Origin of the sequence: Thiorhodococcus minor (genome assembly GCF_010820565.1) — a bacterium.
Taxonomy (GTDB): Bacteria; Pseudomonadota; Gammaproteobacteria; order Chromatiales; family Chromatiaceae; genus Thiorhodococcus; species Thiorhodococcus minor.
In genome coordinates, this window is sequence record NZ_JAAIJQ010000019.1 from 1 (window position 1) to 14,022 (window position 14,022).

Consider the following 14,022-nt stretch of genomic DNA (forward strand, 5'->3'; position numbering starts at 1 on the left):
CGCAGCTACATGTCTCATCAGCAGTTCACATGGCAGCCACCTCGCAGGCTGCTAGACTGGCCAGGTTTCTCCTGGCACACCAAAGGCGCAAAGGATACGAAGAAAAACAGAGCCTTGCATCGCTGCGTCGCTTCACCCTCTGAGTGAGCATCGCTTCGCGGACAAGGTGTTGAAATCCTTTGCGCTCTTTGTGCCCTTTGCGGTTCAACTGCTCTTATTAGAGGTAGAGGAGGCGAGCCGCCGCCCGATCGATTGGATCGACCACTTAGCAAGGAACAGGAGACGGATGACCCATGCTGATTCGACACAAGCTCTACGGCCTTTCGGCCCTTTCTGTGATTGCCCTATCACTCGTCCTGCTGGCGTCTTGGTGGACCTGGCGCCAGCTGGACAGGCTGTCTTCCGCGAGCGAGCTGACCCGCGAGCTGAGCAACGAGCTGCTCCGCGTGCAGCACCACGAAAAGGACTTCCTCATGCGCCTCACGGACGAGGACGCCGAGGCACTGCGCACTGAAGCAAGCGCGTTCGACGCGGATGTGGAGCAGCTCGCCGGCCTGCTCCAACAGGAGGGAATGTCGGTCGCGCCGCTCGAGACGCTGCAGGAGGCCATGGCTCAGTATCTCGAGCAGTTCGGGCAATTCTTCACGCAATACAAGACGATCGGATTCGATCCCAAATCGGGGCTCTATGGCAGCCTGCGCGATGCCGTCCATCAAGCGGAAGACGAAGTCAGGGCGACAGCGCGTGACGATTTGCTGGCTGGGATCCTCCAGCTGCGCCGCGATGAAAAGGACTTCATGCTGCGCTCCAAGACGAAGTACCAGGACAAATTCAAGGCCGACTACGCCAAGCTGATCGCCCGCCCCGATCTCGACCAGGCCATGACGGAGGCACTGGAGCGCTATCGCAAGGACTTCCTGGCACTGGTGGAGGCCCAGATCCACGTCGGGCTCGACGCTGACCAGGGCCTGCGCGCGGCACTCAAGACGCAAGCGCAAGCCGTTCAGGACCAGGTCGAGGCGATCAGGACAGAGCTGGCGGCGGCATTGAGGGCGGCCAAGCAAGGTGCCGCTTGGAAGCTGTTGCTATTCGTTGCCTTCGTCACCGCCCTGGTGGCATCCCTCACCATTCTGATCGCGCGCGGACTCAACCGCAGCATCGGCCAAGCCGTCGACGTCATCCAGCACATCTCGAGCGAGCACGACCTCAGCCTGCGGCTCGGGCTCGAGGGCAATGATGAGCTTGCGCGCATGGGCGGAGACCTCGACGCCATGCTCGACAGCGTCGCCCTAGTGATCGAGCAATGCAAGCGCACCGTCGCGGACCTCGGCGAGGCATCGGCGCAGCTCTCCACGAACGCCGAGCAGACCTCGACCGGCGGGCGCCAGCAGCTCAGCGAGGCCGATCAGCTCGCGACGGCCATGACGGAGATGGTCGCGACCGTCGAGGAGATCGCCCGCAATACGGAAATGGCCGCCGAGCGGACCCGGCAGGCGACCCGCAATGCCCAGCAGGGCCGGGCCCAGGTCTCGGAGACCATCGACCGCATCGACGCCCTGGCCAACCGCCTGGCCGGCTCCACCCAGGCAGCCGATGAGCTGGTGCAAAGCTCGACCACCATCGGCTCGGTGCTGGACGTCATTCGCGGGATCGCCGAGCAGACCAATCTGCTGGCCCTGAACGCCGCGATCGAGGCCGCGCGCGCCGGCGATCAGGGCCGCGGGTTCGCGGTGGTCGCGGGCGAGGTCAGGACCTTGGCGATGCGCACGCGCACGGCGACCGAGGAGATCGGCGACACCATCACGCAGCTCCAGGAGAAGACCGGCAACATCGTGTCCCTGATCGAGGACTGCCGCGAGGAAGGGCTGGCGGGCTCGTCCCAGGCCAAGGAGGCCGGGGACTGTTTGGAGAGCATCACGGACGATGTGACCAGCGTTCAGGACATGAGCACCCAGATCGCGACGGCCATCGAGGAGCAGACCCACGTGGCCACCGAGATCAACCGCAACGTCGTGGCAATCCGGGATGTAGCCCAGCAGACCGCCTCTGCTGCAGAATCCAACGCAACAGCCTCGACCCAAGTCGCCCAGAACGCGGAGAGCCTGGCGGAGGCGATCAGCCGCTTTCGGTGCTAGCGAGGCCATCACCCTAAGAAGAGCAGTTGAACCGCAAAGGGCACAAAGAGCGCAAAGGATTTCAATACCTTGTCTGCGAAGCCATGCTCACCCAGAGGGTGAAGCGACGCAGCAATGCAAGCCTCTGTTTTTCTTCGTGTCCTTCGCGCCTTTGCGGTTCCAATTGCCGAATCTAGGATCACAGGCAACCGTCGGAGCCCGGGCCTCACCCATGCTGCAAGAAGCACCCATCGCCAATGTCGCCCACGTCATCCAGCTCGCCGTTGCCCCGGTCTTCCTGCTGACCGGGATCAGCGGCATGCTGGCCGTGATGACCAACCGGCTCGGCCGCATCGTCGACCGCGCCCGGGTGGTCGAGGAGCAGCTCGCCAGCGCGGATGGCGTGAGCCTTTTCGCCGACGAGCTGCCCCTTCTCTCGCACCGCGCCAGGCTCATCAGCCTCTCGATCAGTCTCTGCACGCTGACGGCCCTGCTGGTCGCCAGCGTGATCGCCATCCTCTTTCTGGGTGCCTTCGCGACCTTCGACGCCTCCATCCTGGTCGCCGCCTGCTTCGTCGCGGCCATGGCGGCCTTCATCGTCGCACTGATCTTCTTCCTGCGTGAGATCTTCCTGGCGCTGTCGACCCTGAAATTCGGCAAGGCGCGCTGAGCGGCAGCGCAGCGCGCCCCGAGCATGTATCGCCACGACGCACACGCCGGGAATCATGGCGACGTGCTCAAGCACGCGGTGCTGACGCTGCTGCTCGATCGCCTGAGGAGCGCGCCTGGGCCGCGGCTCTATGCGGAGACACATGCGGGAGCCGGGGTCTACCGCATCGCGAGCGGCAGTGGTGAGCCGACCGCATCGGCCGCCGAGGGCATCGGCCGGCTATGGGCGCGGCGCGCGGAGCTTCCGGAGCTGTCGGCCTACTTCGAGGCCATTGGCACGCTGAGCCCAACCGAGACGCCGAGCCTCTACCCAGGCTCGCCCTGGCTGGCCAGTCGGCTGCTCGCCCCCGAGGACCGCCTGCTGCTGTTCGAGATCCAAGAGGACCAGGCGGCACGGCTGCAAGATCACCTTGGCGGCGATGAGCGCACCGCCATCCTGCGCGGCAATGGCCTCGCCGGCCTGCCTGAGCGGCTGTCGGGCCGCGAAAGGACGGGGCTCATCCTGATCGATCCGCCCTACAGCCATCCGCGCGAGGATGCCCTCGCCTTCGACTGCATCACCCGCATTCGGGCTCGCTGGCCGAGTGGCGCCATCGCGCTCTGGTATCCGCGCCATGCGGACGATCACGATCGACACCAGAGGCGGCTGACTCGGCTGCGCGGACAGGCGAGGCTGCTGCTGAGTGCAGAAATCAAGCTCAGACCCATGAGCCATGCCGTCTGCATGCTGGGGTCCGGCGTGGCCATCCTGGACGGACCAGACGGCATTGAGGAGGCCCTCGGCGCCTTGCTGCCTCGCGTTGCGGCGCGGCTGTTGCGACCAAGCCACGACACCACAGAAGAGGCCAGCCGCGTGCCTTGGCGACTAGGGTCGTTTCGTCAGTGAGACTAACCGGGCGGCCGTCAGGATGACGCGTCTTGCTGCGGGCTGCCGGGGAGCCCGTTTTCCGGATCCAACAGCTCGGCGTTGAGCATGTGGACGCGGCGGCTATCCGCGCGCACCACGGTGAAGCGAAGACGCCCCAGCTCGACCGTCTCGCCGCGCTTGGGCAGGTGGCCGAAGGCGTTGACCACCAGCCCGCCGATGGTGTCGAGATCCTCGTCCGAGAAGTCGGAGCCGAAGTACTCGTTGAAGTCCTCGATGGCGGTGCGCGCCTTGACGCTAAAGGTGCTGGTGGAGCGACGGAAGATGCCGGCGCCCTCGTCATAGTCGTGCTCGTCCTCGATCTCGCCGACGATCTGCTCGAGCACGTCCTCGATGGTCACCAGCCCGGCCGCATTGCCGTACTCGTCGACCACGATCGCCATGTGGTTGCGGCTGGAGCGGAACTCCTTGAGCAGGACATTGAGCCGTTTGCTCTCGGGGACGAAGACGGCGGAGCGCAGGAGATCGCGGATGTTGAAGGCCCGGCGTGAGGTCTCCATGCAGAAGGAGAGCAAATCCTTGGCCAGCAGGATGCCGACGACCTCGCCCTTGTCGTCGCCGGTGACGGGGAAACGCGAGTGGGCCGACTTGACGGCGGTCTCCAGGATCCGCTCCAGCGGATCGTCGCGCCGGAGCGAGACCATTTCGGCCCTGGGGATCATGATGTCCCGCACCCTGAGGTCCGAGACCTGCAGCACCCCTTCGATCATGCTCAGGGCGTCCGTGTCCAACACTTCCCGTTGCTTTGCATCCTTCAGCAGCTCGATGAGCTGCTCCTTGTCTTGCGGCTCGCTACCCAAGAGCTGGCCCAGTCGCTCGAGCCAGCCGCGTGATCGCGAGCCGTCGCTAGATCGATCGCTCGTCATGAGGTGTCAAAGGTCCTCCAGGTGGTCCTGGTCTTCGTAGGGAGAAGGGAATCCTAACCCGCGCAAGATGGCCGTTTCCAGGGCTTCCATCTCCGCCGCGCAGGAATCTGTAATGTGATCGTAATCAAGCAGATGCAGCACGCCGTGGACGACCATGTGCGCCCAGTGCGCGGGCGTTTCCTTGCCCTGCTCCAGTGCCTCGCGCCGCACCACTTCGGCGCAGATGACGAGATCGCCGAGCAAGTCGGCGATCTCGTCATCTGCGCTCAGGCCCGGGGGAAGCTCGAAGGGGAAGGAGAGCACATTGGTCGGCTTGTCACGACCGCGATATTGCAGATTCAGCGCCTGACTCTCTTGGCTGTCGACGATCCGGATCGTCAGGGCCGCCCGCGCGCGCCGGCCCGCCAATGCCGCGCTCGCCCATTGCTCGAGCTGGGCCTGATCGGGCGGCTCGGCCGCCTCGGTCGCGAGCTGCAGGTCCAGATCCAGGTCAAGGTCCATCGCGGCCGTCATGGCGAAGATTTGCGGGACGCCGTGGGCGCGGGATTCTCGAAGGCGTCATAGGCATTGACGATGCGCTGAACCAGTGCATGGCGCACCACGTCGCGCGCATTGAAGAAGGTGAAGCTGATGCCCTGGACGTCCTTGAGGATCTCGACGGCCTGGCGCAGACCGGACGGCTGGCCGCGTGGCAGGTCGATCTGCGTCACATCACCCGTAATGACCGCCGTGGAGCCGAAACCGATACGGGTCAGGAACATCTTCATCTGCTCGGGCGTGGTGTTCTGCGCCTCATCCAGAATGATGAACGACTCGTTGAGTGTCCGGCCTCGCATGTAGGCCAGGGGCGCGACCTCGATCACATTCCGCTCGATCAGCTTGTTGACCTTCTCGAAGCCCAGCATCTCGAAGAGGGCGTCGTAGAGCGGGCGCAGGTAGGGATCGATCTTCTGTGCCAGGTCGCCGGGCAGGAAGCCCAGCCGCTCGCCCGCCTCGACCGCTGGACGCACCAAGAGGAGGCGCCGCACCCGATCGGCCTCCAGCGCCTCGACCGCACAGGCCACGGCGAGATAGGTCTTGCCCGTGCCGGCCGGCCCGACACCGAAGTTGATATCGTGCTTGAGGATGGCGTGGAGGTATTCCTGCTGATTCGGCCCGCGCGCCCGGATGAGTCCCCGCTTGGTCTTGATGACGACCTCGGGCAGCCGGTCCTCGACCTGCTCGAGCAAGGCATCGACGCCGGCCTCTTGCAGCGACAGGTGGATAGCCTCCGGCGTCAGCACTTCTTCCGCCGTCTGGGCATAGAGCGCGCGCAGCAGCTGCTCGCCGGCGCGCACCGACTCCTGCTCGCCGATGAGGCGAAAGCAGACGCCGCGATTGTTGATCTCGATGCCGAGCCGACGCTCGAGCTGACGCAGGTGCTGGTCGAGCTGACCACAGAGGTTGGCGAGCCGGGCATTGTCTTCGGGCGCCAGCTCCAGGTCGAGCGTCTGAGGTTGAATAGCCAAGTGGGATCAGAGAGCGATGGGATCAGTGAGCGATGGGATCAGTGAGTCAGCTGCCCGCGTAGCGAGTTGGGCAGCGCTTCCGTGATGGTGAGATCGACGAATGTGCCAATGAGGTCCGCAGAGCCGTCGAAGTTCACCACCCGGTTGTTCTCGGTGCGGCCGGCGAGCTGCGCGGGATCCTTGCGCGAGCGGCCTTCGACCAAGACGCGCTGCGTGGTCTCGACCATCTGCCGGCTGATGCGCTGCGCATTGGTGTTGATGCGCTGCTGAAGTCGCTCCAGACGCGCCTTCTTGACCTCGAGCGGCACGTCGTCCGGATAGTCCGCGGCAGGCGTCCCGGGACGGCGGCTGTAGACGAAGCTGAAGCTGTGGTCGAAGCCCACCTGGTCGACCAGGGCGAGCGTCGCCGCGAAGTCCTCCTCGGTCTCTCCGGGGAAGCCGACGATGAAGTCCGAGGAGATGCTGATATCGGGCCGCGCCTCCTTGAGCCGCCGAATCTTGGAGCGGTACTCCAAAGCGGTATGGCCGCGCTTCATGGCCGCGAGGATGCGGTCGGAGCCGGACTGTACCGGCAGGTGCAGGAAGCTCACCAGCTCGGGCACCTCGGCGAAGACCTGGATGAGCGCGTCTGTGAATTCGAGCGGATGGCTCGTCGTGAAGCGAATGCGGTCGATGCCGTCGACGGCCGCGATATAGCGGATGAGCAGCGCGAGGTCGGCGATCTCACCGGCCGGCTCGCCCATGACGCCCCGATAGGCGTTGACGTTCTGCCCCAGGAGATTGATCTCGCGCACGCCCTGCTCGGCGAGGTCCGCGACCTCGGCGATGACATCGTCGAAGGGCCGGCTGATCTCCTCGCCGCGCGTAAAGGGCACGATGCAATAGGTGCAGTACTTGGAGCAGCCTTCCATGACCGACACGAAGGCGCTCGGCCCATCGGCGCGCGGCGCCGGCAGACAGTCGAACTTCTCGATCTCGGGGAAGGAGACATCGACCTGAGGACGCCGGCTCGCCTCCAGCTCCTTGAGCATATGCGGCAGCCGGTGCAGCGTCTGTGGGCCGAACACAAGATCGACAAAGGGAGCGCGCGCGCGGATGGCCTCGCCTTCCTGACTGGCGACACAGCCGCCCACCCCGATGACCAGCTCGGGGCGCTCGAGCTTCCAGGGCCGCCAGCGCCCGAGCTGGGAGAAGACCTTCTCTTGGGCCTTCTCACGCACGGAGCAGGTATTCAGCAGCAGCACATCGGCCTCTTCGGGAGTGTCCGTCAGCTCCAGTCCGGCGCCCACGCGCAGCGCATCCGCCATGCGCGCGGAGTCGTATTCGTTCATCTGGCAGCCGAATGTTTGAATGTAGAGCTTACGAGGCATGAGGCGTCTGCCGTGATCGGCAATGGGCATGGCGAGCCGACGATGAGGCTTGGATGGGGCTAAGTGGAAGGGGCGTCAATCCCAAGCCGGGCTCAGGACGTGCTGAGAGGGCGCGTATCTTGATGAATCAGACGCTTAGTGTCAACCCGCGCCACCCCAGCTCAAGGCCCCGCCGCGCCTTGAGCGAGGCGCGGTACAAGGGCGGGGCATCTCGGAGCCCGCGCTCAGGCGAGCATGCCTATGAATATGAGGGCCGCGAAGACCGCGCAGAGCGGGCCCGAGACGAGCAAGGCGAGCGCCTCCAGCCTCCCCCGGTCGGCACGCCCGAAGGCGACGACGGCCAGAATCAGCCCAACGACCCCGGCGGCCACGGCGGAGAAGAACAAGGTCTGCACGCATGAAGTGTGGCAGGTCCGCGTCTCGAAAGGGCCCGACAGCATGACCATGGTCACGGCGACAGTTAGCCCCCATCCAGTCACCCCCAGCGTCAGGGAAGGCAGCGACAAGGCTTTCATCATTTCGTCCTCCATAGGATCGTTGATCGAGTCGACGTCAGCCGACTGAAATGCATGCCAAGTGCATTTGTCCGCACCCGCCTAGCTTAGCCGAACCAGAGCCGCGCGCCAGAGGGGCGACCGCACCCCGCGGACGCGGGCTCCCGCCGACTTGGCAGGACAGGCGGACCCCTTGGCCCTAGGCCGACTCCTCACCAAGCCGAGCGCCAAGCGAGAAGCCACAAAATTGATCCAAATCAATAAACGCAAGACTTTGGCAACACATCATCTAGTTGGCGATAAACTCTGCACCACAAGATATAGTGCAAAACATCGAGAGCCACCATGGGAACCGGTCAGCCAAACTTTCCAACCTTACCGACGCGCGTCCTCAAGCGTGACGGCGTCGAAGTTCGCTTCGATGCCTCCAAGATCGAGTCCGCGGTCCAGCGTGCCGGCCAGGCGACAGGCGAGTTCGGCAACATGGAGGCCGGCCTGCTCACGGCTCAGGTCGTCAAGGTGCTCGCCCACCGATTCGGCGAGGGACGCCTGCCCGAGATCGAGGACATCCAGGACGTCGTCGAGCAGACGCTCATCAGCGCCAACCACTTCGAAACGGCCCGCGCCTACATCATCTATCGCGAGCAGCACAAGAAGCTGCGCTCGGACCGCCGCACCCTGGTCGACGTCAGCAGCTCCATCAACGAGTACCTCGACCGCTCGGACTGGCGTGTCGCCGCCAATGCCAACCAGGGCTATTCGCTCGGCGGTCTCATCCTGAACACCTCGGGCAAGATGATCGCCAACTACTGGCTGAGCCACGTCTATCCGCCAGAGATCGGCGAGGCGCACCGCGAGGGCGACCTGCACATCCACGACCTCGACATGCTCTCCGGCTACTGCGCCGGCTGGTCGCTGCGCACCCTGCTCAACGAGGGGCTGAACGGCGTGCCGGGCAAGGTCGAGGCGAGCGCGCCCAAGCATATGTCGTCCGCGGTCGGGCAGATCGTCAACTTCCTCGGCACCCTGCAGAACGAGTGGGCCGGCGCCCAGGCGTTCTCCAGCTTCGACACCTACATGGCGCCCTTCGTGCGCGTCGACGGGCTCGACTACGCCAGGGTCAAGCAGTACATCCAGGAGCTGATCTACAACCTCAACGTGCCCTCGCGCTGGGGCACCCAGACCCCCTTCACCAATCTCACCTTCGATTGGGTCTGCCCGGAGGACCTGCGCGACCAGGTGCCTGTGATCGGGGGCGTGGAGCAGCCCTTTACCTACGGCGAGCTCCAGACCGAGATGGACATGATCAATCGTGCCTACATCGAGGTCATGACCGAGGGCGACGCCAAGGGCCGGATCTTCACCTTCCCCATCCCGACCTACAACATCACGCCGGACTTCCCCTGGGAGAGCGAGAACGCCGAGCTGCTGTTCGAGATGACGGCCAAGTACGGCCTGCCCTACTTCCAGAACTTCATCAACTCCGAGCTCACGCCCAACATGGTGCGCTCCATGTGCTGCCGGCTGCAGCTCGACCTGCGCGAGCTGCTCAAGCGCGGCAACGGCCTCTTCGGCTCGGCGGAGCAGACCGGCTCCCTGGGCGTCGTCACCATCAACTGCGCGCGCCTCGGTTATACCCATAGGGGCAACGAGGCTGGCTTGCTCGGGCGTCTGGACGAGCTCCTCGACATCGCGCGCAACAGCCTCGAGATCAAGCGCAAGGTGATCACGCGGCATGTGGACGCTGGCCTCTTCCCCTACACCAAGCGCTATCTCGGCACGCTGCGGAATCACTTCTCGACCATTGGCATCAATGGCGTCAACGAGATGATTCGCAACTTCAGCAGCGACGCGCACGACATCACCACGGCAGAAGGCCATGCACTGGCCTGCCGGCTGCTCGATCACGTGCGCAGCCGCATGCTGGAGTTCCAGGAGAGCACCGGCAACATGTACAACCTGGAGGCCACGCCGGCCGAGGGGACGACCTATCGGTTCGCCCGCGAGGATCAGAAGCGCTATCCCGGCATCATCCAGGCGGGCACTCAGGAAACGCCCTATTACACCAACAGCTCGCAGCTGCCGGTCGGCTATACGGACGACCCCTTCGAGGCGCTGGCCATGCAGGAGGCGCTGCAGAGCAAATACACCGGCGGCACCGTCCTCCACCTTTACATGAGCGAGCAGATCTCCTCGACCGAGGCCTGCAAACGACTGGTGCGACGCTCGCTCGAGGGCTTCCGGCTGCCCTACATCACGGTGACACCCGTGTTCTCGATCTGCCCGAAGCACGGCTACATCGCGGGCGAGCACCCCTATTGCCCGATCTGCGACCAAGAGCTGATCGCCCGCAAACAATCCGAGGGCCAGGCCAAGTGCACCACAGCATGCGCCTGAGCCCGCTAGACAACGACCAAGAACATATCCAAGAGGAGCGTCACGACATGACCGACACCAACATCGAGCTCAAGACCGAAGAGCGTACCCCCTGTGAAGTCTGGACTCGCGTCATGGGCTACCATCGCCCGGTCTCGGCCTTCAACAACGGCAAGCGCGCCGAGCACGCCGACCGCTGCTATTTCACCGAGCAGCCTCAGGGCGCCCAGCATCGCCGCGAGCAGCTGGCCGCCGCCTGAGGTCATGAGCCGACCGCCGCGCGGTGGTCGGGACAACCGCCATGCCAGACTCTCCCCTGACCGCCGCCGCAACGCCAGACACTCCCGCAGCGCCAAGCGAGGCGCAGCATCGGGAGCCTGACCCGGAGGCCGATACGCTTCGAGTCGGCGGTCTGACGCGGCTCACGACCATCGATTATCCGGGAGAGCTTGCCGCGGTCGTCTTCTGCCAGGGCTGCCCCTGGCGCTGCCGCTATTGCCATAACCGCGACCTGCTGGATAGCGGCGCGCAAGGACGTATCCCCTGGTCGGACATCCGGGGGCTCCTCGAGCGGCGCGTGGGCCTGATCGACGCGGTCGTCTTCAGTGGCGGGGAGCCGACGGCTCAGGGGGCGCTCGCCGCGGCGATTGAGGAGACGCGCGCGCTCGGCTTCAAGATCGGCCTCCATACCAATGGCGCCTACCCCGAGCGTCTGCGCCAGCTCTTGCCCGCCGTCGACTGGATCGGCCTCGACATCAAGGCACTGCCGCAAGACTACCCGGACATCACGGGCATTCAAGGCGCCGGCGATCGCGCCTGGGAGAGCCTGAGCCTGCTGATCGCGTCCGGCATCGCCCTCGAGGTGCGCACAACCCTGATGCCGAGCTGGACCCGCGCGGAGGTGCTGGATCTTGCGAAGGCCCTATCGAAGGCCGGCGTGCAGTCCTACTGCCTGCAGGCATGTGACAGCCAGCGGGCACTTGACCCCAGCCTACCCTACCCTCACACCCCGCCCCGACAGCTCGCGGAGGCCGTAGAAGCGGTCGGCTTCGCCTCGCTCAGCCTACGTGGCATCTAGCCGCCCGCTGCGTCTATTCCGGAACACAAGAGAAACCGCTTCCAGGCACGCCCCGACGTCGAAGACTTCGGGCCTGAAAGCGGTTCTGATTCGAGCGTGAAAGGCTCTTAGGCCGGGACGGTCGTCCCGAGGCAGGAATGCCCCTCAGAACAGGTCCATCATGAGACGCTGAGCCTGAGCGACAGTCAGCTTCTCGGGACGTTTCGGAACCGGCTGCCGTCGGCTCAGCACCTTCAGCTCGACCCGCGCGACGCCGCTGCCGAGCATCCCCAGCGCCTTCGCCGCCCCCTTGGACAGGTCGATGGAGCGCCCCTTGATGTAGGGGCCGCGGTCGTTGATGGTCACTTCCACGGAGCGGCCATTGGACTTGTTGGTGACCAGCACACGGGTACCGAACTTGAGCGTGCGATGCGCAGCGGTGAGCTTGTGCATGTTGAAGCGATCACCGCTCGCGGTGAGGCGACCGTGGAACCGCTTTCCGTAATAGGAGGCGACGGCATCGGTCACGAATGCATTCGCCTGGGTGGCTGTGAGCAGCGACGCTGCCATCAAGAGTGATGTTGCTAGTAGGCGTTTGGCGGCCAAAACGCTTCCCTCCGCGTGTCAATTGGTGTGCAGGCACGGCGCAACCATCGCTGCTGAGCACCTAGCCGCTGGATTTTACCCGCCCGATCGACACGATAGCCACCCTCGCAGCTCATCCGAAACACGAAAATACGGGGGCAAAACGTTGAAAAAATGAGGAAGCGAACAATGGCTTCCTCGATGCCGCTCATGTATCGCCAAGGAGGGGAAGGGATTGGCTCAGCCTTCGCGCTCCTCGGTCTGCGTTAGGCGTACACCTTCGCCGGACGGCGCAGGAGCGGGTGAGGGGTCCGAGCCGCGATCCAGCATTTCGGGATCGCCGCTATCCAGGCCCGGCGCCGGGTCCGACACGGCCTCGCCGGCAGGGATGGGGGACGCCTCGTCGAAGGCGATGCGCGCGCGCCTCACCTCGCCCGCGAAGGCCTCACGAAGGGCCGGATCACGCCCATAGATGTCCTTGCGGAAATAGACGCCACCCTGGGCGTTGGCGCGCGCAGTCAGATAGTAGAGCAGGACGGGAAGATGCTCGTCGAGATGGACGTAGCGCGTCCGCGCCCGCTTGACGGCGCTGCCGATACGACTGGGGCTCCAGCCCGATTCGCCCAGCAGCAGCTCGGCAAGCTTGAGGGGATTCTGGACCCGAACGCAGCCATGACTCAGGGCGCGCTGCGAGCGTCCGAACAGGCCCCGGCTCGGGGTGTCATGGAGATAGACGGCGTGACGGTTGGGGAACATGAATTTGACCTGGCCCAGCGCATTGCCGGGGCCGGGCTTCTGCACCACACGATAGCGCTTATAGTTCGAGGCGTTGCCGCCATTCGTCTTGCGGCCGGTCCGACGATCGACCAATGTGTATTTGGCCGATACATTGCCCATCTTCTTCTGGATGGAGATCGGAACGCTCCATGTCGGATTGAAGACCAGGTGCTCCATGGAGTCCCGAAACATGGGCGTCTGATCCTTCTCCGTCCCAACGATCACCCGCGTGCTCCAGGCGATCTCGCCATTGCGGACCAGATGCGCCAGATAGTTGGCGACGTCGACGAAGACGTAGTCGGACGGCAGATCGTCGTAGAGCCATCTCATGCGCTCTAGATTGATGCGCACCTTCTCGATCTTCGCCTCGTCGACGGGATCATTGATCACGGCCAGGGTGCGCGGCCCCACGACGCCATCTGGGCTGAGTCCCACGCGTCGCTGAAACGCCATGACGGCCTCCGCCAAGGCGTCGTCGAATAGCTCGAGATCTGCGGGGAGGGCGGAGTCGTCATGGTGCCCCAGGAGCTGCAAGCGCTCCCGTACCAAGGCCACGCGCGCGCCGCGACTGCCCTTCGCGAGGTTGGGACCTGAGGGCAGGGGCGGCAGCCCCTTGAGATGCTCCATGTCCGTCAGATTGGCCAGCGCCGCCTTGAGATCCTGGTACCAAAAGGGGGGCGCCAGTCGGCTAACGAGAAAATCGCTGAGATCGGGCGCGTCCAGCGCCCCATGCATGTCCGCCAGCAGGGCCGCCGCCGGGACCGGGGCGCGGTCGTTCCACTTGGGGTCGACAGCCTTGGGGTCTAGCTTGCCGAAACGCGTGTGGTGCACGTAGCGCAAGAGCGCGTCGGAGAGCTGGAGATCGGCCGTCAGCCGCTCGGCTGCACTCAAGCCTCGCGGTGCTCCCGCGCTCGAGCGTGCACGCAGGGCCGCTGCGTGGAAATCGGCTGGCGACAAGCCCTCGGCCGCGCTGCCGTCGACGATCTCGAGCAGCTCCCGCAGCTGTTGGGCATCCGTCCACACAAGGACGTTGCCGCGCTGGGTATAGAAGTCGGCCAGCAAGCGGGGGGAGAGGAGCTGGATTCCTCCGACGACGGCCGTATCGGCGCGACTCATGGCATCCAGGGAGCGGGCCAAGAGCGGATTTGCGGAGACGGCAACGGGAGAAAGGACACAGGCCAGAACGGCGAGCCGCAAGAGCAACGGGAATTTCATCGAGCCCCCTCGAGCACGAGACGCGGATTGAGCGGATGGCAGTGAAGCCAAACGGCGACGAGCCTT

13 protein-coding genes are annotated in these 14,022 nt (G+C 64.8%); 6 read left to right on the plus strand and 7 right to left on the minus strand.

Going from position 1 to position 14,022, the window contains the following annotated elements:
• The first annotated feature begins 293 nt into the window (after window positions 1-293).
• The 3 genes from G3446_RS08345 (at window position 294) to rlmJ (ending at window position 3,669) form a co-directional block, all read left to right on the plus strand.
• Window positions 294-2,135, plus strand: coding sequence for a methyl-accepting chemotaxis protein (locus G3446_RS08345; protein WP_164452376.1), 1,842 nt, complete (start codon window positions 294-296; stop codon window positions 2,133-2,135).
• A 211-nt stretch (window positions 2,136-2,346) separates the two neighbouring features.
• Entirely contained in the window at window positions 2,347-2,784 is a 438-nt protein-coding gene (locus G3446_RS08350; protein WP_164452377.1) for a DUF2721 domain-containing protein, read from the plus strand.
• A gap of 24 nt (window positions 2,785-2,808) precedes the next feature.
• Window positions 2,809-3,669, plus strand: a complete 861-nt coding sequence (gene rlmJ, locus G3446_RS08355) for a 23S rRNA (adenine(2030)-N(6))-methyltransferase RlmJ (RefSeq protein WP_164452378.1) — start codon at window positions 2,809-2,811, stop codon at window positions 3,667-3,669.
• A gap of 17 nt (window positions 3,670-3,686) precedes the next feature.
• Here rlmJ and G3446_RS08360 read toward each other — a convergent pair whose 3' ends face one another.
• The 5 genes from G3446_RS08360 to G3446_RS08380 all read right to left on the minus strand — a co-directional run bounded on the left by G3446_RS08360 (window position 3,687) and on the right by G3446_RS08380 (window position 7,970).
• Window positions 3,687-4,574, minus strand: a complete 888-nt coding sequence (locus tag G3446_RS08360; protein ID WP_164452379.1) for a CorC family transporter — start codon at window positions 4,572-4,574, stop codon at window positions 3,687-3,689.
• 6 nt (window positions 4,575-4,580) lie between these two features.
• Window positions 4,581-5,075, minus strand: coding sequence for an rRNA maturation RNase YbeY (gene ybeY / locus G3446_RS08365; RefSeq protein WP_164452380.1), 495 nt, complete (start codon window positions 5,073-5,075; stop codon window positions 4,581-4,583).
• 8 nt (window positions 5,076-5,083) lie between these two features.
• On the minus strand, window positions 5,084-6,082 hold the full coding sequence (locus tag G3446_RS08370) for a PhoH family protein (RefSeq protein WP_164452381.1): 999 nt from the start codon (window positions 6,080-6,082) through the stop codon (window positions 5,084-5,086).
• A 38-nt stretch (window positions 6,083-6,120) separates the two neighbouring features.
• Window positions 6,121-7,452, minus strand: coding sequence for a tRNA (N6-isopentenyl adenosine(37)-C2)-methylthiotransferase MiaB (miaB, locus tag G3446_RS08375; RefSeq protein WP_164452382.1), 1,332 nt, complete (start codon window positions 7,450-7,452; stop codon window positions 6,121-6,123).
• A gap of 224 nt (window positions 7,453-7,676) precedes the next feature.
• On the minus strand, window positions 7,677-7,970 hold the full coding sequence (locus G3446_RS08380) for a hypothetical protein (protein ID WP_164452383.1): 294 nt from the start codon (window positions 7,968-7,970) through the stop codon (window positions 7,677-7,679).
• 321 nt (window positions 7,971-8,291) lie between these two features.
• Between G3446_RS08380 and G3446_RS08385 the strand changes: the two genes are divergently transcribed.
• Genes G3446_RS08385 through G3446_RS08395 form a run of 3 tightly spaced genes read left to right on the plus strand, consistent with a single transcriptional unit; the run spans window position 8,292 to window position 11,400 of the window.
• The gene (locus G3446_RS08385) at window positions 8,292-10,343 is read left to right on the plus strand and encodes a ribonucleoside triphosphate reductase (protein ID WP_164452384.1); all 2,052 of its coding nucleotides are present in this window, start codon (window positions 8,292-8,294) and stop codon (window positions 10,341-10,343) included.
• A gap of 47 nt (window positions 10,344-10,390) precedes the next feature.
• On the plus strand, window positions 10,391-10,582 hold the full coding sequence (nrdD, locus tag G3446_RS28645; RefSeq protein ID WP_164452385.1) for an anaerobic ribonucleoside-triphosphate reductase: 192 nt from the start codon (window positions 10,391-10,393) through the stop codon (window positions 10,580-10,582).
• 41 nt (window positions 10,583-10,623) lie between these two features.
• On the plus strand, window positions 10,624-11,400 hold the full coding sequence (locus tag G3446_RS08395; protein WP_164452386.1) for an anaerobic ribonucleoside-triphosphate reductase activating protein: 777 nt from the start codon (window positions 10,624-10,626) through the stop codon (window positions 11,398-11,400).
• 144 nt (window positions 11,401-11,544) lie between these two features.
• Here G3446_RS08395 and G3446_RS08400 read toward each other — a convergent pair whose 3' ends face one another.
• Both G3446_RS08400 and G3446_RS08405 read right to left on the minus strand, forming a co-directional pair.
• Window positions 11,545-11,907, minus strand: a complete 363-nt coding sequence (locus G3446_RS08400) for a septal ring lytic transglycosylase RlpA family protein (protein WP_342450066.1) — start codon at window positions 11,905-11,907, stop codon at window positions 11,545-11,547.
• A 297-nt stretch (window positions 11,908-12,204) separates the two neighbouring features.
• Complete coding sequence (locus tag G3446_RS08405; RefSeq protein WP_164452388.1) at window positions 12,205-13,956, minus strand: L,D-transpeptidase family protein; 1,752 nt, start codon at window positions 13,954-13,956, stop codon at window positions 12,205-12,207.
• Window positions 13,957-14,022 lie beyond the last annotated feature (66 nt).